This is a genomic window from Ewingella americana ATCC 33852 (genome assembly GCF_000735345.1).
GTDB classification, from domain to species: domain Bacteria; phylum Pseudomonadota; class Gammaproteobacteria; order Enterobacterales; family Enterobacteriaceae; genus Ewingella; species Ewingella americana.
Map to the genome: position 1 here is coordinate 132,502 of NZ_JMPJ01000066.1, position 20,065 is coordinate 152,566.

The window sequence follows — 20,065 nt, forward strand, 5'->3', positions numbered from 1 at the left end:
ATGATGATGAAGAAAATCCTCGGCACGTATAGCGCACCGCGTCAGCACTGGGTTGGCGACGGCTTCCCGGTCCGTTCAATGTTCAGTTACGGCAGTCACGGCAAGCACGTCAGTCCGTTCCTGCTGCTCGACTACGCGGGTCCGGCGCAATTCACCCCCAATGATGGCCAGCCGCGCGGCGTTGGGCAGCACCCGCACCGTGGCTTTGAGACGGTCACCATCGTCTATCAGGGTGAAGTGCAGCATCGCGACTCCACCGGCGCGGGCGGCGTGATCGGCCCCGGCGATGTGCAGTGGATGACCGCCGGTTCGGGCATTTTGCATGAAGAGTTCCACTCCGAAGCTTTCTCGCGTAAAGGCGGCGGGCTGGAAATGGTGCAGCTGTGGGTCAATTTGCCAGCCAAAGACAAAATGACCACGCCCGGCTACCAGACGCTGACCGACAAGCATATTCCGGCGGTCAATTTGCCGGATAACGCGGGTTACCTGCGGGTGATCGCCGGTGAATTCGGCGGCCAACGCGGCCCGGCGCATACCTTCTCGCCGCTGGACGTGTGGGACGTGCGGATGACGCAAAACGGTAAGGCGCGTTTCGACGTTGCGGCTGGTAGAACCCTGATGCTGGTGATGCTGCACGGCACCTTGCTTATCAACGGCAATGACGTGGCACGTGAAGCGCAGCTGGTGCAGTTCGACCCGCAAGGCAGCAGCATTGAGCTGGAAGCCAATACCGACGCGGTGTTCTTGCTGCTCAGCGGCGAGCCAATTGATGAGCCAATCGTGGGTCACGGGCCTTTCGTGATGAACACGCAGGAAGAGATCAGAGAAGCCATCGACGATTTCAACAGTGGCCGATTTGGTCAGATGCATTCCTAACCTGATGAGTGGCGCTGGCAGCTTAACGCTGGCGCCCCTTCGCGGGTTGGCTTAACGCCTTCGGGCATTTTACCTTAAAGGAGTTCCCCATGACTGTAGCTTACAAGCGTTTGAATAAAGATGATGTCGCCGTGCTGTTGGTCGATCACCAAACCGGCCTGCTCTCTCTGGTGCGCGATATCGACCCGGATAAATTCAAAAATAACGTGCTGGCCTTGGCCGATATTGCCAGCTACTTCAAGCTGCCGACCATTTTAACCACCAGTTTTGAAGAGGGTCCAAACGGCCCGCTGGTGCCTGAGCTGAAAAGCCAGTTCCCGGATGCGCCCTATATCGCGCGCCCTGGGCAGATTAATGCGTGGGACAACGAAGACTTCGTCAAAGCCATCAAAGCCACTGGCAAGAAACAGCTGCTGATCGCCGGCGTGGTCACCGAAGTGTGCGTGGCCTTCCCAGCGCTATCCGCCATTGAAGAAGGGTTCGACGTCTTCGTGGTCACCGATGCTTCCGGCACCTTCAATGAAATGACTCGCCATTCGGCATGGGATCGCATGTCCAATGCAGGCGCACAGCTGATGACTTGGTTCGGCGTGGCCTGTGAATTGCACCGCGACTGGCGTAATGATGTGGAAGGACTGGGCGCGCTGTTCTCCAGCCACATTCCTGACTATCGCAACCTGATGACCAGCTACAGCAAACTGACTCAAAAGAGCTGATTTCAAGGCGCAACAACTCTCCCGCAGGGACGCGGGAATTTTCTTCACTCTGTTATCCCTCCTGCATAATTTGATTTTTCGACAACAACCTTGTCCGCTGACGTTATAATCGACTCTCTAAACGCTGGCAGAAAAGGTTTACCCTACAAATGTCTCTTAAAAATCAAACTACTACAGGACCAGCTGAATAATATGGTGCGCATTCTCAGCCTGAACAACCCCCGTCTGGCGCTGGCCTTTGTCGATTACATGGCAACTCAAGGGATAAAACTACAGGTCAAAAATGAAAGTCAGGAAGTACAGATCTGGCTGGAAGATGAAGCCCGACTCCCTGAAGTCGAGCAGCAATTAGCCCTCTTTCTAGAAGACCCGCTGCACCCGCGCTATCAGGCGGCCAGCTGGCAGACTGGGAACACCGGCGCTAACCTCAGTTATCAGCATTACTCCTACTGGCAGCGCATTCGCAGTCAGGCAGGCCCGCTGACCATGGTGATGATTTTCTTATGCATCGCGGTCTATATCCTGCAACAGATTTACGGCGACGAAAATGTCATGCGCACGCTGGCATGGCCGATGGACAGCAGCCAATATCTCGAAATCTGGCGCTGGTTCAGCCCGGCGCTGCTGCACTTCTCCCTGCTCCATATTCTGTTTAACCTGCTGTGGTGGTGGTATCTCGGCGGCCCGGTGGAAAAGCGTCTGGGCACTGGCAAACTGTTCACTATTACCGTGGTTTCGGCACTGGTCAGCGGCTGGGGACAGTCACTTTTCAGCGGGATCTGGTTTGGCGGCTTATCCGGCGTAGTATATGCCTTGATGGGGTATGTCTGGCTGACCGGCGAGTTAAAACCAGAACGCGGTATTTCTCTGCCACGCGGACTAATGGTATTTTCCATTGCCTGGTTGGTGCTGGGCTATTTCAACGTGATGGGGCTGGCTATCGCCAATGCCGCGCACGTTTTCGGTCTGGTGCTTGGCCTGCTCATGGCCTTTGTTGACACCCGTACGTCACATAAAAAACAGAATTAGGGGATTTCGGTGAAACAGACACAACGCCATGATGCCATTATCGAACTGGTGCGCCAGCAGGGTTATGTGAGTACGGAAGAGCTGGTTGAGCACTTTGCCGTCAGCCCGCAGACCATTCGCCGCGACCTGAATGACCTCGCAGAACAGAATAAAATTCATCGTCACCACGGCGGTGCGGCCCTGCCTTCCAGCTCGGTGAACGCCGCCTATCACGACCGCAAAATCATGTGGTCGGAAGAGAAAGCGCGTATCGCTCAGCGCGTGGCAGCGCAAATCCCGGACGGCGCGACGCTGTTTATTGATATCGGCACCACGCCAGAAGCCGTGGCCCACGCGCTGTTGAATCACAAAAACCTGCGCGTGGTCACCAACAACCTGAACGTTGCCACTCTGCTCACCGCCAAAGAGGATTTTCGTTTGATCCTCGCCGGTGGTGAAGTGCGCACCCGCGACGGCGGCATTATGGGCGAAGCGACGCTGGACTTTATCTCCCAGTTTCGTCTCGATTACGGCATTTTGGGCATCAGCGGCATCGACATGGATGGCTCACTGCTGGAATTCGACTACCACGAAGTGCGCACCAAGCGCGCCATCATTGAGAATTCGCGTTGCGTGATGCTGGTAACCGACCACTCGAAGTTTGGCCGTAACGCCATGGTGAACCTCGGCAACATGAGCCTGATTGACTACATGTTTACCGACCAAAAGCCGCCTGAAAGCGTGATGAAGCTGATTGAGAAGTACGACGTCCAGCTCGAACTCTGCTAATTCCGCCCCCTCCGGACGTGCGCCCTGCGCGTCCGGCTCGCTGTTCCCCCTCCTTTACAGTCTTAAACGAGCAATTACGAAAAGCACCGCGCGAATTCCTGCCATCTTTGTCTATTCTTTAATCTGATTGCGCTAAAGCGCCAAAATTATGTTACCTACATCACGCCTAAATGTTTTTATTTGGTTAACGCTTGGCTTGTTTGGTGTTTCTCGATTACAATCATGAGCGAAAACGAACATAAAAGAGCTATTACGAACATCTGGAGGAAGATGACGTGGAAACCAAAGACTTGATCGTAATCGGTGGCGGTATCAATGGTACTGGCATCGCTACGGATGCGGCTGGCCGCGGGCTGTCCGTTCTGCTGCTGGAAGCGCAAGACTTGGCCTGCGCAACCTCTTCAGCTAGCTCAAAACTGATTCACGGTGGCTTACGCTACCTCGAACATTATGAATTCCGTCTGGTCAGTGAAGCACTGGCCGAGCGCGAAGTGTTGCTGCGCCTTGCGCCACACATTGCCTTCCCAATGCGCTTCCGCCTACCGCACCAGCCTCATCTGCGCCCGGCTTGGATGATCCGCATCGGCCTGTTTATGTACGACCATTTGGGCAAACGCACCAGCCTGCCGTCCAGTAAAGGGCTGAAATTTGGCGCGGATTCCGTGCTGAAGCCGGAGCTGACCAAAGGTTTCGAATACTCTGACTGCTGGGTTGATGATGCGCGTTTAGTCGTACTTAACGCTCAGGAAGTGGAAGAACGCGGCGGCGAAGTTCGTACTCGCACCCGAGTCACTCGCGCATGGCGCGAAGACGGCATGTGGATGGTAGAAGCCGAAGAAGTCGATACCGGCAAAACCTTCACCTGGCGCGCCAAGGGTCTGGTTAACGCCACCGGCCCGTGGGTGAAACACTTCTTCGACGACGGCCTGAAACTGAAATCGCCATACGGCATCCGCCTGATCAAGGGTAGCCATATCGTTGTGCCACGCGCGCACAATCAGCCGCAGGCCTACATTCTGCAAAACGAAGACCATCGTATCGTGTTCGTTATTCCATGGCTGGACGAGTTCTCGATCATTGGCACCACTGACGTGGAGTACCACGGCGACCCGAAAGACGTGCAGATCGACGAGAAAGAGACCAACTATCTGCTGAAAGTGTATAACGACCACTTTAAGAAACAGCTGACCACGGAAGATATCGTCTGGAGCTACTCCGGCGTTCGTCCGCTGTGCGACGATGAATCAGATTCTCCACAGGCCGTGACCCGCGACTACACGCTGGACGTTCACGACCAAAACGGCAAAGCACCACTGCTGTCAGTGTTCGGCGGCAAGCTGACCACTTACCGTAAGCTGGCTGAGCACGCGATGGAGAAACTGGGCAAGTACTATCCGAAAGCAGGCCCAGCGTGGACCAAAAACGCTGTGCTGCCGGGGGGTAAACTTGGCGGTGACCGTGAAACCTACGCAGCTAATTTACGAAGCCGTTTCAAATGGTTACCTGAGTCGCTGGCCCGCCGTTATACCCACACTTACGGCAGCCAGACCGAGTTGTTTATCGCCGACGCCACCAGCCTTGAATCACTGGGCGAAGATTTCGGTCACGGTCTGTATGAAGCCGAACTGCGCTATCTGGTGGAGAAAGAGTGGGTTTGCGAACTCGACGACGCCATCTGGCGCCGCACCAAGCTCGGCATGTGGCTGGATAAAGCCCAACAGGCACGCGTCGCCGAGTGGCTGGCAGCCAATAAGCTGCAGAAGAAAGACATCTCGCTCGCCTCTTAATCACCGCGGCTAGCTAGCAAAAAGGCATCCAGATGGATGCCTTTTTTATCTCTGAGACGACAGCTAACTCGCCCGCTGGCTACGTTTCTCTCTTCTACGATCAACATGTGCTTCCCACCATTCGGGTTTATGTGTTGGTTGAATCTTACAGATATCCGCAATAGCGACAACGATGTTGCTAGACTGAACACCATCAACATGTTCCGATAATGATGCAGATACCTTCTGATGCATTGGATCAAGAATAAAATCAACGCCTTTGATTCGAGCATGCTTTGCAGCAGGAACAAAATCAGCATCTCCTGCAAGCAGGATAATGACATCCACCAGTTTTTCATGGGCCAAAATAGTGATATCCATCCCTAACTTTATATCGACAGCTTTTTGCTTATATTCATAATAGAAATCATCGTTGGTGAGTTCATTCCAACTAACTTCATTATTGATAAGTTGCTTCAACCTTCTTTCTTTTACCTGCCACTGGCCCGTTGTAGATAACACTCCCATTCTTAAAGCAGTTTTGCGATTACGCCTTAATTCTTCATGTAATTCATTGCGTAAAACATTTGGAGCATGGGCTTTAAAGTTTTTCGTAGAAGGTGTTTTATGGCCTTCAAGAGGAAGTGGAAATTTAATCTGCTTATCAAGAGGTGGGCAGTCATAATAGTAGATACGATAAAGCGCGAGAGGCTCTAGCTCGGCATGTCTGCCGTGTGGGGAGTCCAAATGAAATCTAACGATACGCCAAATGATTTTTACTAGCTGCGCCGCATCGATTGTCAGTCCAGAAAAATGCTTTCTCAAAAAGTAATCTATGCGGCGAATAAAATACCCGCCGTCGATCATAACTGCCGTTTTTTTCATTCTTATCAGTTCCTTTGATATGAAAAAGCCCAGAACCGTTGAGTAGATCCTAACTATTATCTACGAACAGTGCTGGGCTGCTGTGTGAAAATTAAGCTTTTATTCAGAGGCCGTCAATATAATTTAATCTTAATTTAATGGCTTTTAGATAAGCCTCGAAATAATAAAAGACACATTTTCATGTGCCTTTTATTCATCCAGCTAAGTTGTTCCGGTAATTACCAATCACCTCATCACAGCTTAATCGGCTTAATGTTCCAGATCTCGTCCGCGTATTCTTGAATTGTACGGTCGGAGGAGAAGTAGCCCATGTTGGCGATGTTCAGCAGGGTGCGGCGCGTCCACTCCTCGGGCTGTTTGTAAAGCTCATCCACTTTGTCTTGGGTGTCGACATAGCTGCGATAGTCCGCCAGCAGCTGGTAATGGTCGCCAAGGTTGACCAGCGTGTCGAACAGATTGCTGTAGCGTTTTGGCTCATTCGGGCTAAAGACGCCGGTGGCAATCTGGGTCAGCACCTGGTGTAGCTCGGCGTCCTGCTCATAGTAGGTATGCGGGTTGTAGCCGTCGCGGCGCAGCTGCTCGACCTGCGGGGTGGTGTTGCCGAAGATAAAGATATTCTCCTCGCCGACGTGCTCGAGCATTTCGACATTGGCGCCATCCAGCGTGCCGATGGTCAGCGCGCCGTTGAGCGCAAACTTCATATTACTGGTGCCGGACGCCTCGGTGCCCGCCAGCGAGATCTGCTCGGAGAGATCCGCCGCCGGAATAATGATCTGCGCCAGACTCACGCTGTAGTTCGGGATGAACACCACTTTGAGTTTGTCGCGCACCCGGGGATCTTCGTTGATCACCGCAGCTACATCGTTGATCAGCCGAATGATTTGCTTGGCCGCGTAGTAGGCCGAAGCCGCTTTGCCGGCGAAAATTACCGTGCGCGGCACCCAGCCTGCGTCCGGATCTTCGATAATGCGGTTATAGCGCGTGATAACGTGCAGCACGTTCATCAGCTGGCGTTTGTACTCGTGAATGCGCTTAATCTGCACGTCGAACAGGCTTTTCGGGTCCACCACCACGTCGAGCTTCTGGGCGATATACAGCGCCAGCCGCTTTTTGTTCTCTAGCTTGGCCTTGCGCAGCGCCTCGAGGAAGCTTGGGTAGTCGATATTCTGTTTCAGCTCTTCCAACTGGCTCAGGTCCGTACGCCAGTTATGGCCGATGGCGTCATCCAGCACTTTCGACAGCGGTTTGTTGGCCAGCCCCAGCCAGCGGCGCGGGGTCACGCCGTTGGTTTTATTGCAGAAACGGTCTGGATAGATGTGGGCGAAGTCGACAAACAGCGACTGCACCATTAACTCCGAGTGCAGCGCCGACACGCCGTTCACTTTATGGCTGGCAATTACCGCCAGCCACGCCATGCGCACGCGGCGGCCATTGCCTTCATCAATAATCGACACGCGGGAGAGAATGCCGCTGTCATCCGGCACTTTCACCGCCACCTCTTTGAGGAAGTGATCGTTAATCTGGAAGATAATTTCCAGATGGCGCGGCAGGATTTTGCCAATCATATCCACCGGCCAGGTTTCCAGCGCCTCGCTCATCAGCGTGTGGTTGGTGTAGGAGAACACCTGCGTCACCGTCTCCCACGCCTTCTCCCAGCTGAACTTATGCTCGTCAATCAGCAGGCGCATTAGCTCAGGGATGGAGAGTACCGGATGAGTGTCATTAAGGTGGATGGCGATTTTGTCCGCCAGATTCTCATAAGTGTGGTGCGTGACGTAGTGGCGGTTGAGGATGTCCTGCACGGTGGCCGACACCAAGAAGTACTCTTGGCGCAGACGTAGCTCGCGGCCCGAGTAGGTGGAGTCATCCGGGTAGAGCACGCGGGACACGTTTTCGGAGTGGTTTTTGTCTTCCACCGCCGCAAAGTAGTCGCCCTGATTGAACTTGCCGAGGTTGATTTCGTTACTGGCTTGCGCGCCCCACAGGCGCAGCGTGTTGGTGGCGTCGGTGTCGAAACCGGGGATAACCTGATCATAAGCCAGCGCGATAACCTCTTCGGTTTCTAGCCAGCGGGTTTTGCTGCCTTCATGCTGCAAACGCCCGCCGAAACGCACTTTGTAGCGGGTGCTGTGGCGCTGGAATTCCCACGGATTGCCGTACTCCAACCAGTAGTCCGGCGACTCCATCTGCTGACCATTAATGATATTTTGCGCGAACATGCCGTATTCATAGCGAATGCCGTAGCCACGGCCCGGCAGCGCCAGCGTCGCCAGTGAATCAAGGAAACAGGCCGCCAAACGCCCCAACCCGCCATTGCCCAAGCCGGGATCATTCTCTTCGCCGATCAGCTCCTCAAGGTCAAAGCCCATTTCATCCAACGCCTGCTTAATGTCATCGTAGATGCCCATCGACAGCAGCGCGTTTGACAAGGTGCGGCCAATCAAAAACTCCATCGAAAGATAATAAACCTGACGCACATCTTGCGAGGTTTGCGCGCGGTTGGAGCGCAGCCAGCGCTCTACCATGCGGTCGCGCACGGCAAATAGCGTGGCGTTGAGCCAGTCGTGCTGGGTGGCGATAGAAGGATCTTTGCCGATGATAAACATCAACTTATAGGCAATAGAGTGTTTCAGCGCTTCAACACTGACAGTAGGCGATGTGTAATTAAACGGTGAGGTCATAGCGTTGCGTTCCCAATCAAGTCATGCCGCTGCGCGGCCATTATGACAACAGGCGTTGATAAAGAGACAGATAGGCCTGAGCCGCTACCTGCCAGCCGAAGTCGATTCCCATGGCGTGATGCTGCACGTGCCGCCAATGCTTTGGCCGGCTCCAGAGAACAAAGGCTCGACGAATAGCGTTACCCAATGACTTGCCGTTCGCCTCTTCGAAAACAAAACCGCTGGCGGTGCCGTCGGCCAGATTTTCCAGCGCGCAGTCCACCACGGTGTCAGCCAGCCCGCCAGTGCGGCGCACCAGCGGCAGCGTGCCGTACTTCAGGCCGTAGAGTTGAGTCAGGCCACAAGGCTCGAAGCGGCTCGGCACCATGATCACGTCCGCGCCGCCAATAATGCGGTGCGAGAACGCCTCGTGATAACCCAGCTGGACGCCAACCTGCCCCGGATTGTCCGCCGCCGCCGCCAAAAATGCCTGCTGCAATACGGCATCACCCGCGCCGAGCAGCGCCAGTTGGCCGCCGCGCTCCAGCAGATCAGGTAGGGCTTCCAGCACCAGATCTAGCCCTTTTTGACTGGTCAGGCGGCTGACCACGGCGAACACCAACCGCGAGTCATCGACGTCCAGCCCCATCGCCCGCTGCAAATAGGCTTTGTTGATGGCTTTAGAGCGCAGGTCGTCGGCGTCGTAGCGGGCCGAGAGCAGCACGTCATTGCGCGGCTGCCAGATAGCATCGTCTACGCCGTTGAGAATGCCGGTGAGGCGCCCTTCGCGCTCCAGCTCCAGCAGCAGCGACTCCATGCCGTAACCAAACTCAGGCCGGGTTATCTCTTTGGCGTAGGTTGGGCTGACGGTGGTGACGTGGTCGGAGTAATACAGCCCGGCCTTGAGGTAAGAGATCTGGCCGTAAAACTCCAGACCGTGCATCTGGAAGAACTCTTGCGGGATTTGCAGCTGCTGCAAATGGTGGCTTTCGAACAGCCCCTGAAACGCCAGATTGTGTACGGTAAAGACGGTTTTCACCGGCAGGTTACGCGCGCGCACGTAGGCGGAAGTCAGCCCGGCGTGCCAGTCGTGGGATTGCAGAATATCCGGCCGCCACGCGGGGTCGAACCCGGCCCCCAGCTCCGCCGCCATCCAACTCAGCAGCGCAAAACGCAGATGGTTATCCGGGTAAGCATAGAGAGATTGATCGTGATACGGGCTGCCGGGGCGCTCATACAGCACCGGGACGTCGATAATATAGATCCCCACGCCCTGATAGACGCCGTAACGCAGCGTCACTTGCCCGGCAAAGGTATCAAGTTGCCCCACGACCTGCGTCTCACCCAGCCCGCGTTTGATATCAGGGAACGCCGGAATCAAGACGCGAACGTCAGTCCCCCCTTCAATTTGTGCGGCGGGAAGCGCACCCGCGACGTCAGCCAGCCCGCCCGTTTTCAACAGGGGGAACAGCTCTGAACAAACATGTAAAACCTGCATTCGCGCTCCTGAATCATCACCGCCATCACGGGATTAGGGCCGAAATGGCGAGCAAATATTATCGGGGCAGACGTCAATATTCTCCCTCTTGACCGTCCCGGACCACGTTCATTTCATGTAATCAGCTTTTCACTTCTCACCGGCCTACCCAACGCGTTGGGCTGCAACATGCCGGGTATTACAATTTCGCTAACATCGCCCTGGTGACCAGCACTACGCCGCCTTCTGAGCGATAAAAACGTTTACTGTCTTCATCGGCATTTTCGCCAATCACCATGCCCTCAGGGATATGACAGGCGCGGTCGATCACGCAGTTACGCAGACGACAGGAGCGGCCGACGTTGACGTCCGGCAGCAAGACTGTCGAATCAATATTGCAAAACGAGTTCACCCGCACGCGCGGGAACAGCACGGCGTTGACCACCACCGAGCCAGAGACAATGCAGCCCCCGGCCACCAAGGAGTTCATGGTCATGCCGTGGCTGCCCGACCTGTCTTGCACAAACTTGGCCGGTGGCAGCGGCTCCATATGGGTACGAATAGGCCACGAGCGGTCATACATATCCAGCTCTGGCGTCACCGACGCTAAATCCAGATTGGCTCGCCAGTAGGCGTCTAGCGTACCGACATCGCGCCAGTACGGCGGTTGCTCGCTGTTTTGCGTTACGCAGGAGAGGCTGAAAGGATGGGCCCAGGCCGCGCCCTGACGCGTAATTTTCGGGATAAGATCTTTGCCGAAGTCATGGCTGGACTCTTCGCTCGCCATGTCCTCTTCGAGCAGGCGGAAAAGGTAATCCGCATTAAAAATGTAGACCCCCATGCTGGCCAGCGCCATGTCCGGCTGGCCCGGAATAGAGGGCGGCTCCTGCGGTTTTTCGAGGAAGCTTTTGATTTGAAAGTCTTCGCTGACGTCCATCACGCCAAACTCACTGGCTTCTGCCAATGGCACCGCCAGACAGGCCACGGTGCATTCGCCGCCTTTTTCCACGTGGTCCACCAGCATGCGCGAGTAGTCCATTTTGTAGATGTGGTCACCAGCCAGGATCACCACGTACTCCGCCTCGTAACGGCGAATAATGTCCAGATTCTGATACACCGCGTCGGCGGTGCCTTTGTACCAATGCTCCGTACTCTGGCGCTGCTGCGCCGGGAGTAAATCGACGAACTCGTTCATCTCCTCATTGAGGAAAGACCAGCCGCGCTGAATGTGCTGAACGAGAGTATGTGATTGATATTGCGTGATTACGCCGATGCGACGAATGCCCGAGTTTAGGCAGTTCGACAGGGCAAAATCGATGATGCGGAATTTGCCACCAAAGTGCACCGCAGGCTTGGCCCGCGTGGCGGTTAAATCTTTCAAGCGCGAACCGCGTCCTCCGGCCAAAATTAGCGCCACGGACTTGAGCGGCAGCTGTCTTGCCAGCATGACCGGGTCTCGATGTTCTGTTTTACTCATGATGAACTCCTTGCATCACTCTGCTGACGTTGCGCTGTGCCGAAGAGGTCGCGGTGCTCGACGATTGGTTGTTAATCACTTATTCGCCGCTCTCCAGTACAGATAGGGTTTTCGCTTGCGCACACCACATTCCGCCCTCCCTGACCGGCGGTGCTCCCTCAGCGAATGGCGCAACCGGGCGCCAGTTCCCTGCGGGCAATTGCGTATCAACATCGTTAAGCGATGCGTTGAGAACCACCAGCCAGCGCCCCGAAAGGCGGATTTGCAGCCACTGCTGCGGGCCATGCTCCCAACCCTCATTGCTCATCGGCTGGCCTTGCTGGTCCAGCCATTCAACGTCATCTCCCTCGGCTTGCCACCATGAAGAACGGGACAGAGCGGGGATCTTCTTGCGCAGCGCAATCAGCGCCGCCACGTACGCCGTCAGGCTTTCATCGGCGTGGTTCCAGTCGAGCCACGTCAGCGCGTTATCCTGACAATAGGCATTATTGTTGCCCTGCTGGCTGTGGCCCTGCTCATCGCCCGCCAGCAGCATCGGCGTGCCCTGCGACAGCAGCAGCGTGGCCAGCAGAGCGCGTTGGCTCAGCCAGCGCTGATGCTGCACCTCAGGCGAGGCATTCAGCCCCTCTTCGCCATGGTTCTGGCTGTAATTCTCATTGTGGCCGTCGCGGTTATCTTCTCCGTTGGCCTGATTGTGCTTGTCGTTAAAGCTCACGAGGTCGCGCAGGGTAAAGCCGTCATGGGCGGTAAGCATGTTGACGCTGGCATAGGGCGCGCGCCCATCGTGATTGAACAGGTCGGCGGAGGCGGCAAAACGTTGGGCGAACTGCCCCAGCGACAGGTCGCCGTGCAGCCAGAATTTGCGCATGTCGTCGCGCCACAGGTCGCTCCACTCGGCGAAAGGCGCGGGGAAATGCCCCAACTGGTAGCCGCCGGGGCCGATGTCCCAAGGTTCGGCAATCAGCTTGCAACCCGATAGCACGTCGTCGGCCTGAATTGCGGCGAACAGCGGCGATTGGGTGTCGAAGGTCGGCGTTCTGCCGAGCACCGTGGCTAAATCAAAGCGGAAGCCGTCAACGTGGCACTCCCTCACCCAGTAGCGCAGGCAGTCGAGCGTCCATGCGATGGTTTCGTCATCTACCAGACGCAGCGCGTTGCCGCAGCCGGTCACGTTGTCGTCGCTGCCGTCTTCGCGCAGCCAGTACCAGCTGGCGTTATCGATGCCACGGAAAGAGATAAAGGGCCCATCGACGTCCAGCTCAGCGCTGTGGTTGAACACCACGTCGAGGATCACTTCGATTCCCGCCTGATGCAGCGCTTTTACCGCGGCTTTAAATTCGTTCAATGCCGATAGGTTTTTGTGGCGGCTGGCGTAACGTGATTCCACCGCGCATGGCGCCAGCACGTTGTAGCCCCAGTAATTACTTAACCCAAGCCGCTGAAGGCGCGGCTCGTCGGCGTGATGCTGCACCGGCAACAGCTCAATGGCGGTCACGCCCAAGTGTTGTAGATATTGCAGCATCACCGGATGCGCCAGCCCGGCGTAAGTGCCGCGCAGCGCCGCCGGAATGCGCGGATGCTGGCGAGTCAAACCGCGAACGTGCGCCTCATAAATCACCGTTTCACTCCACGGCGTGGCGGGCGGCGCGTCATCGCCCCAGTCAAAGGCGTCATTGACCACCACTGACTTCGGCACGGCCACCGCGCTGTCTTTTTCGTCCGGCGCGTCGATGCCGCCGGTCAGCCGCGCGTTGTCCCGCAACTCCCCTTCTAAGGCGCGCGCGCTTGGGTCAATCAACAGTTTTTTAGGATTGAAACGTAACCCCTGAGCCGGTTCAAACGGCCCGTAAACCCGATAACCGTAGCGCTGCCCTGCCTTGGCGTTTGGCAGGAAACCGTGCCACACATTGCCGGTTCGCCCCGGCAAGGTTAAGCGCTGCTCGCTGCCCGCTTCATCAAACAGGCACAGCTCGACCTTCTCAGCATGGGCGGAAAATAGGCTGAAGTTGACGCCATCTGACTGCAAGGTGGCGCCAAAAGGCTGCGATTGACCGGGTTGGAGTTTATTCATAGATCCTCCCGCCGCAGATAAAGAGTGGCCAGCGGAGGAATGGTCAGCGAGATGGAGTGTTCGCGCTGGTGATGGTGGTGGGCATGGCTGTAAATATCGCCGCCGTTGCCGACATTGCTGCCGCGATAGAAGTGGGAGTCGGTGTTGAGCACTTCGTGATAGCGCCCCGGACGCCCGACGCCGATGCGGTAATCGTAGCGCGGTACCGGCGTGAAGTTGCTGACCACGATGATTTCGTTGCCGTGCTCGTCGCGACGGGCAAAGGCAAACACCGAGTTCTCATGATCATCGACCACCAGCCATTCAAAGCCGCGCGGGTTGAAATCCAGCTCATACAGCGGCGACTGCTGGCGGTAAACGTGGTTTAAATCGCGCACTAAATGCTGCACGCCGCTGTGCCAGCCGTTTTGGTCATCCAGTAAATGCCAGTCGAGGCTGTTATTGAAATCCCATTCGCGACCTTGGGCGAATTCACAACCCATAAACAGCAGTTTCTTGCCCGGATGGGCCCACATAAAGCCGTAATAGGCCCGCAGATTGGCAAACTTCTGCCACGTGTCGCCCGGCATTCTGTCGAGCAGCGAGCCTTTGCCATGTACCACTTCATCGTGCGACAGCGGCAAAATAAAGTTCTCGCTGTAGGCGTAGAGCACGCCAAAGGTCATCAGGTGGTGGTGGTATTTGCGGTGAACAGGGTCAAGCTGCATGTAATTGAGGGAGTCATGCATCCAGCCCATATTCCACTTGTAGTGGAAACCGAGGCCGTTGGCGTCCGGCGGCATGGTGACGCCGGGGTAGTCGGTGGACTCTTCCGCCAGCGTGACTGCACCATCCAACTCGCGGCCGATGGTCTGGTTGGTGTAGCGCAGGAAGGAGATCGCCTCGAGATTTTCCCGCCCGCCATAGTGGTTGGGCACCCATTCGCCCGGCTTGCGGCTGTAGTCGCGGTAGATCATCGACGCCACGGCGTCGACGCGCAAACCATCAATGCCATAGCGCTCAATCCAGTAAAAACCATTACCCGCCAGATAGTTGCGTACTTCGTGGCGGCCATAGTTGTAAATCAGCGTGTTCCAATCCTGATGATAGCCTTCGCGCGGATCGGCATATTCGTACAGCGCGGTGCCATCGAACTGCGCCAGCCCGTGGGCGTCACTGGGGAAATGGCCCGGCACCCAGTCGAGGATCACGTTCAGCCCGGCGTCGTGGGCAGCGTCGATAAAGGCTTTGAACTCTTGCGGCGTGCCGTAGCGGCGGGTCGGCGCATACATGCCGAGCGGCTGATAGCCCCAGCTGCCGTCGAACGGATGCTCGTTAATTGGCATCAGTTCAATATGAGTGAAGCCCATCCATTTGGCGTAGGAGACCAGTTGCTCGGCCAGTTCGCCGTAGCTCAGCCAGAAATTGTCATCGGTATGGCGACGCCACGAACCGAGATGCACTTCGTAAACCGAAACCGGCTGGTTAAAGGCGTTGGCTTTCTTGCGCTCAGCGGAAAATGGCACCTTTTCAGGCAGTTGGCGCACCAGAGAAGCCGTCTCAGGGCGCATCTGGGCTTCAAAAGCATAAGGGTCAGCGCGCAGCGAAACATGGCCACGGCAATCAATGATTTCATATTTATAGAGCTGGCCTTGCTTAACGGCGGGGATAAACAGCTCCCAGATGCCATTCTCACGGCGCTGGCGCATCGGATGGCGGCGACCATCCCAGTAATTGAACTCACCGACCACCGAGATTCGCGTGGCATTCGGCGCCCAGACGGCAAAACTCACGCCTTCGACACCGTCTAACACCTGCGGGTGCGCGCCCAGTTTTTCATAAGGCCGCAGGTGCGTGCCCTCGGCCAACAGCCAGATATCCAACTCCTGCAACAGAGTGCCGAAGCGATAGGGGTCGTCGAGGCGATGAGTGTTTTCGCCCCAACGCACGTCCAACTGATAGCGAAACGGATTCTTACGGCGCGGGATCACGCCGACAAAAAAACCGCGATCGTCATAACGGCGCAGCTCACAAACCTGCGTGCCCTTGTCGGCATCAACTACCCAAACCTGATCAGCGTCTGGCAGCAGAGCGCGAACTTCAATGCCCGCCGCGACGGCGTGCATCCCCAGTAAGGAAAAAGGATCAGCGTAGTGGCCAGAAATAAGCTGATTAATAACGTGCTGATCGGGAAGAACTGACATGAATTTCGTCCTATGATTAATTAAATCAATAAATTCAATGACATCAGACAGATGATTAATGTTATTTCTCTAATAAATTGTGCGCCCGTTTTACCGAGTGCCCTGTGACGCGCGTGCCGTTATTTTTTGCTTAAACGTGCTCGGCGACGCTCATGTTCACAGTTTCTAAAAAAGTGCTATTTCCCCCTTCTCAAATTCAAACGGGTCATCTACTAAGCATAGACAAAGGTCGTTAAAAGGCAGGGTGGATAAGCAGAGGAATTTTGGGTGTCTTGAAATTCAGGGGAAAGCGCTAGGAGGAGAGACTGCAACAGGGTGAAGTGCTTGATAGAAGGAGTTAAAACGGGACACCGTGCTGGTGTCCCGTTGGAGGATTATTCGAGGTTACAGCAGGATACGCAGCATGCGGCGCAGCGGCTCAGCAGCGCCCCACAGCAGCTGGTCGCCCACGGTGAACGCGGACAGGTACTGTGGACCCATGTTCAGTTTACGCAGACGCCCAACCGGGGTGTTCATGGTGCCGGTAACCGCGGCTGGTGTCAGCTCACGCATCGACAGTTCACGGTCATTCGGGATCACGCGAACCCAGTCATTGTGGGTTGCCAGCATCTGTTCGATTTCTGGAATCGACACGTCTTTTTTCAGTTTCAGGGTGAACGCCTGGCTGTGGCAGCGCAGTGCGCCGATACGCACGCAGAGGCCATCCACTGGGATCACGCTTGAAGTGCCGAGAATTTTGTTGGTTTCAGCCTGACCTTTCCACTCTTCTTTGGTCTGGCCGTTGTCGAGCTGCTTGTCAATCCAAGGGATCAGACCGCCCGCCAAAGGAACGCCGAAGTTGTCGGTTGGCAGGGTGCCGCTGCGGGTCAGCGCAGTGACTTTGCGTTCGATATCCAAAATGGCAGACGCCGGGTCTTGCAGCTCTTTCGCCACGTTGTTGTGCAGCATGCCCATTTGGGTCAGCAGTTCACGCATGTGACGCGCACCGCCGCCGGATGCCGCCTGATAAGTGGCGACAGAGGCCCACTCAATCAGGTCATTGGCAAACAAGCCGCCGAGTGACATCAGCATCAGGCTGACGGTGCAGTTACCGCCCGCAAAGGTCTTAATACCTTTGTCGATACCCTGATGAATTACTGCGCTATTGACCGGGTCCAGAATAATGATCGCGTCATCGTTCATTCTTAAAGACGATGCTGCGTCGATCCAGTAGCCATTCCAACCGATTTGACGCAGCTTCGGATAGATTTCATTGGTATAATCGCCGCCCTGACAGGTAATGATAATGTCCAACGCACTCAGTGCGTCGAGATCATAAGCATCCTGCAATGTGCCCTGCTGCCCGGTAAATGACGGAGCGGCTTGGCCGTGTTGCGAGGTGGAGAAGAATACCGGGCGGATGGCGTCAAAATCGCGTTCTTCAATCATGCGTTGCATGAGTACAGAACCGACCATACCGCGCCAGCCAATGAAACCTACATTTTTCATAATTACTGTCCTGACCTGAAAGGTGATAGCTGCGTAATGAGTTTGATTTTTTAGCGCTGACGACCCTGTCAACACAAAGGATTTGTCCCGGAAATCGTTCGGGTGACAGGCAAAAAGCAGTGCCTATTCGAAACAAACGAAGACGGGTATACCACCTTACAAAATGGTGTAGAAGTGGCAAGTGAATTTAATCGATAGTGCAGGCTTTTTTAGCAGCACAACTTATATAACAGGTAAAAACAGAGCCTTTATTTACCCACGGGTATATTGGCCGACTCTCTTCTGAGGTAGTTATGACCGAAATGATTTCAGCAACTATTTTGCTGTTTTTAATTATGGACCCACTAGGTAACCTGCCGATCTTTATGTCGGTACTCAAACATTTAGATCCTAAGCGTCGTCGGGTTGTGCTGATCCGCGAGATGCTGATCGCGCTGATCCTGATGCTTATTTTCCTGTTCGCCGGTGAGAAGATCCTCTCCTTCCTCAATCTGCGGACAGAAACGGTGTCGATTTCCGGCGGTATTATTCTGTTCCTGATCGCCATCAAAATGATTTTCCCCTCAGAAGAGAAAAGCAGCACCGGCTTACCGGCGGGTGAAGAACCCTTCTTGGTGCCGATGGCGATCCCACTGGTGGCTGGCCCGTCAATTCTGGCAACGCTGATGCTGCTCTCGCATCAATATCCGAATCAGATGTCGCACCTGACGCTAGCACTGTTTATCGCTTGGGGCCTGTCGATGTGCATCCTGCTGCTGTCAAACCTGTTCCTGCGCCTGCTCGGCGACAAAGGCGTCAGCGCCCTCGAACGCCTGATGGGCCTAGTGCTGATCATGCTTTCCACCCAGATGTTCCTTGATGGAGTTAGGGCGTATTTGAAGATTTAGTTTATCTTCCTCAGAACAACAAAAACGGCGAGCACATGGCTCGCCGTTTTTATTCCAATTCTTCTGATCTCATCAGGCTTTTAAAGGCTTTTTCCCCACCAGAGGCATCAGCACACGAGTGACATGCGTAGGTGCCATCGCGCCCTTACGGATCGCCACCATTTCCTTAGCTGATTGACGAAGTTCTTCGAATAGTTGTTTATTCATGTTCATCTCAATTGAACCGCAACTTTACTCTCACGAGGTAAGAGTTCAACGCGAGTTTTTTGTCTTCGCCATAAAAAAACGGCGAGCACATGGCTCGCCGTTTTTATTGATAACCTGTTGTTTTTACTTCAACAGTTAACGCCTTACACCACCATCGACAGCAGCAAACAGCCGCCCAAGCCGCAGAGGGAGATGATGGTTTCCAGCACTGACCATGACTTGAAGGTCTCGACGATAGTCAGGTTGAAATACTCTTTGAACAGCCAGAAGCCTGGGTCATTGACGTGAGAGAAAATCAGGCTGCCGGACCCCACGGAGATAACCATCAGCTCAGGGCTAACGCCGGTGGTGGCAATCAGCGGAGCCGCGATACCGCCAGCGGTGATCGCCGCCACGGTTGCTGAACCCAGCGCGATACGCAGCACTGCTGCAATGGACCATGCCAGCAGAATTGGCGACAGGTGGCTTCCGTTCATGATGTTAGCGATGTATGGCTCGATGCCGCTGTCTACCAGTACCTGTTTGAACGCACCGCCACCGCCGATGATCAACAGCATCATGGCGATGATTTTGATCGAATCAGTAACAGTATCCATCACTTCCGTCATGGTACGGCCACGGTTCAGACCAAAGGTGAAGATAGCAATCAGCACGGCAATCAAGGTTGCCATCACCGGGTCACCGAAGAATTCTGCGTAAGGCAGGATAGCGTGGCCCTTCGGCAGCACCATCTCACACACTGCGCGGAAAGCCATCAGAATAACCGGCACCAGCGACGTCGCAACGCTCACGCCGAAGCTTGGCATCTCTTCTTCAGTAAAGGTTTTTGGGTTGAATAATCCTTCTGGCACCGGCTTGTCGATCCCTTTGAGGAAGCGCGCAAACACTGGGCCGGCGATGATGACCGTCGGCACGGCCAACAGTGAACCATAGAGCAGGGTTTTACCCATGTCCGCATGGAAGATGGTGGCAATCGCCGTCGGACCTGGGTGTGGTGGCAGGAAGCCGTGGGTCACAGACAGTGCAGCCGCCATTGGCACACCGACATACAGCAGCGGCAGGCGCGCGGCGGCAGCGATGGTGAATACCAGCGGCAGCATCAGTACGAAACCAACCTCATAGAACAGCGCGAAGCCGACGATAAAGCCGGTCAGCACCACTGCCCACTGGATGTAATCCTTACCAAATTTCTTAATTAGCGTGGTGGCAATACGCTGCGCACCGCCACAGTCAGCCAGCATTTTACCGAGCATGGCACCAAAGCCCATTATCAGTGCCAGACTTCCTAGCGTGCCGCCAACCCCGTTTTTAATCGAAGTGATAACTTTGTCGACCGGCATACCCTGCATGATGCCGACCGCGAGTGCGACCAGGATCAGCGCGATAAACCCGTTGAGTTTGAATCGGATCATAAGCAACAGCAGTAGCGCGACGCCTACGGCTACAATAACTAATGGCATATCTTTTCCCCTTAATGCTTTCTCCAGCGCAGGTGATCGAACGCCGGTACATTATTTTTGATTTTCAATAAGTTGTAGGAGTTAACAGTGCAACGGTACAGGTCGCGACCGCTAA

The 20,065-nt window shown here is 55.2% G+C and carries 15 protein-coding genes; 6 read left to right on the forward strand and 9 right to left on the reverse strand.

Features of this window, described 5'->3' with window-relative positions:
• Nucleotides 1–6: 6 nt before the first annotated feature.
• The 5 genes from GEAM_RS17240 (at nt 7) to glpD (ending at nt 5,176) form a co-directional block, all read left to right on the forward strand.
• Nucleotides 7–876: a pirin family protein gene (locus GEAM_RS17240; protein WP_034793897.1), complete on the forward strand. Its 870-nt coding sequence runs from the start codon at nt 7–9 to the stop codon at nt 874–876.
• Between the two features lie 89 nt (nt 877–965).
• Nucleotides 966–1,592: an isochorismate family cysteine hydrolase YcaC gene (gene ycaC, locus GEAM_RS17245; RefSeq protein ID WP_034793899.1), complete on the forward strand. Its 627-nt coding sequence runs from the start codon at nt 966–968 to the stop codon at nt 1,590–1,592.
• Between the two features lie 192 nt (nt 1,593–1,784).
• Nucleotides 1,785–2,621 (forward strand): rhomboid family intramembrane serine protease GlpG, encoded by an 837-nt coding sequence (gene glpG, locus GEAM_RS17250; RefSeq protein WP_034793901.1) that lies wholly within the window; start codon nt 1,785–1,787, stop codon nt 2,619–2,621.
• A 9-nt stretch (nt 2,622–2,630) separates the two neighbouring features.
• Complete coding sequence (locus GEAM_RS17255; RefSeq protein WP_034793903.1) at nt 2,631–3,389, forward strand: DeoR/GlpR family transcriptional regulator; 759 nt, start codon at nt 2,631–2,633, stop codon at nt 3,387–3,389.
• A 275-nt stretch (nt 3,390–3,664) separates the two neighbouring features.
• Nucleotides 3,665–5,176 (forward strand): glycerol-3-phosphate dehydrogenase, encoded by a 1,512-nt coding sequence (gene glpD / locus GEAM_RS17260; protein WP_034793905.1) that lies wholly within the window; start codon nt 3,665–3,667, stop codon nt 5,174–5,176.
• Between the two features lie 63 nt (nt 5,177–5,239).
• On the opposite strand, the gene GEAM_RS17265 is transcribed toward glpD, so the two are convergent.
• The 7 genes from GEAM_RS17265 to asd all read right to left on the reverse strand — a co-directional run bounded on the left by GEAM_RS17265 (nt 5,240) and on the right by asd (nt 17,396).
• The gene (locus GEAM_RS17265) at nt 5,240–6,040 is read right to left on the reverse strand and encodes an NYN domain-containing protein (protein WP_034793907.1); all 801 of its coding nucleotides are present in this window, start codon (nt 6,038–6,040) and stop codon (nt 5,240–5,242) included.
• Nucleotides 6,041–6,273: 233 nt separating this feature from the next.
• Entirely contained in the window at nt 6,274–8,721 is a 2,448-nt protein-coding gene (gene glgP, locus GEAM_RS17270; protein ID WP_034793910.1) for a glycogen phosphorylase, read from the reverse strand.
• A 40-nt stretch (nt 8,722–8,761) separates the two neighbouring features.
• Nucleotides 8,762–10,198: a glycogen synthase GlgA gene (gene glgA, locus GEAM_RS17275; RefSeq protein WP_034793913.1), complete on the reverse strand. Its 1,437-nt coding sequence runs from the start codon at nt 10,196–10,198 to the stop codon at nt 8,762–8,764.
• A gap of 178 nt (nt 10,199–10,376) precedes the next feature.
• Nucleotides 10,377–11,654, reverse strand: coding sequence for a glucose-1-phosphate adenylyltransferase (glgC, locus tag GEAM_RS17280; RefSeq protein ID WP_034793916.1), 1,278 nt, complete (start codon nt 11,652–11,654; stop codon nt 10,377–10,379).
• A 79-nt stretch (nt 11,655–11,733) separates the two neighbouring features.
• Complete coding sequence (gene glgX, locus GEAM_RS17285; protein ID WP_034793919.1) at nt 11,734–13,725, reverse strand: glycogen debranching protein GlgX; 1,992 nt, start codon at nt 13,723–13,725, stop codon at nt 11,734–11,736.
• A complete protein-coding gene (gene glgB, locus GEAM_RS17290) occupies nt 13,722–15,908 on the reverse strand; it encodes a 1,4-alpha-glucan branching enzyme (RefSeq protein WP_034793922.1) in 2,187 nt (728 codons plus the stop codon). Before glgB ends, glgX begins: the two co-directional genes overlap by 4 nt.
• 384 nt (nt 15,909–16,292) lie before the next feature.
• The gene (gene asd, locus GEAM_RS17295; protein WP_034793925.1) at nt 16,293–17,396 is read right to left on the reverse strand and encodes an aspartate-semialdehyde dehydrogenase; all 1,104 of its coding nucleotides are present in this window, start codon (nt 17,394–17,396) and stop codon (nt 16,293–16,295) included.
• 293 nt (nt 17,397–17,689) lie between these two features.
• Here asd and GEAM_RS17300 point away from each other — a divergent pair, with 293 nt between their 5' ends.
• Entirely contained in the window at nt 17,690–18,283 is a 594-nt protein-coding gene (locus tag GEAM_RS17300) for a YhgN family NAAT transporter (RefSeq protein WP_034793928.1), read from the forward strand.
• A gap of 72 nt (nt 18,284–18,355) precedes the next feature.
• Here the strand turns inward: GEAM_RS17300 and GEAM_RS23535 are convergent, their stop codons facing one another.
• Both GEAM_RS23535 and gntT read right to left on the reverse strand, forming a co-directional pair.
• Nucleotides 18,356–18,490 (reverse strand): hypothetical protein, encoded by a 135-nt coding sequence (locus GEAM_RS23535; RefSeq protein WP_256594441.1) that lies wholly within the window; start codon nt 18,488–18,490, stop codon nt 18,356–18,358.
• A gap of 143 nt (nt 18,491–18,633) precedes the next feature.
• Nucleotides 18,634–19,950 carry a gluconate transporter gene (gene gntT, locus GEAM_RS17305; RefSeq protein WP_034793931.1) on the reverse strand — a complete coding sequence of 439 codons (1,317 nt, stop codon included), beginning with the start codon at nt 19,948–19,950 and terminating at the stop codon, nt 18,634–18,636.
• Nucleotides 19,951–20,065: the final 115 nt, after the last annotated feature.

Coding starts and splice junctions, on each gene's coding strand:
- glgB (WP_034793922.1), bottom strand. CDS start 15,908: ATGTCAGTTCTTCCCGATCAGCACGTTATTAATCAGCTTATTTCTGGC.
- glgP (WP_034793910.1), bottom strand. CDS start 8,721: ATGACCTCACCGTTTAATTACACATCGCCTACTGTCAGTGTTGAAGCG.
- glpG (WP_034793901.1), top strand. CDS start 1,785: ATGGTGCGCATTCTCAGCCTGAACAACCCCCGTCTGGCGCTGGCCTTT.
- glgX (WP_034793919.1), bottom strand. CDS start 13,725: ATGAATAAACTCCAACCCGGTCAATCGCAGCCTTTTGGCGCCACCTTG.
- asd (WP_034793925.1), bottom strand. CDS start 17,396: ATGAAAAATGTAGGTTTCATTGGCTGGCGCGGTATGGTCGGTTCTGTA.
- glgA (WP_034793913.1), bottom strand. CDS start 10,198: ATGCAGGTTTTACATGTTTGTTCAGAGCTGTTCCCCCTGTTGAAAACG.
- GEAM_RS17240 (WP_034793897.1), top strand. CDS start 7: ATGAAGAAAATCCTCGGCACGTATAGCGCACCGCGTCAGCACTGGGTT.
- GEAM_RS17265 (WP_034793907.1), bottom strand. CDS start 6,040: ATGAAAAAAACGGCAGTTATGATCGACGGCGGGTATTTTATTCGCCGC.
- ycaC (WP_034793899.1), top strand. CDS start 966: ATGACTGTAGCTTACAAGCGTTTGAATAAAGATGATGTCGCCGTGCTG.
- GEAM_RS23535 (WP_256594441.1), bottom strand. CDS start 18,490: ATGAATAAACAACTATTCGAAGAACTTCGTCAATCAGCTAAGGAAATG.
- GEAM_RS17300 (WP_034793928.1), top strand. CDS start 17,690: ATGACCGAAATGATTTCAGCAACTATTTTGCTGTTTTTAATTATGGAC.
- glgC (WP_034793916.1), bottom strand. CDS start 11,654: ATGAGTAAAACAGAACATCGAGACCCGGTCATGCTGGCAAGACAGCTG.
- gntT (WP_034793931.1), bottom strand. CDS start 19,950: ATGCCATTAGTTATTGTAGCCGTAGGCGTCGCGCTACTGCTGTTGCTT.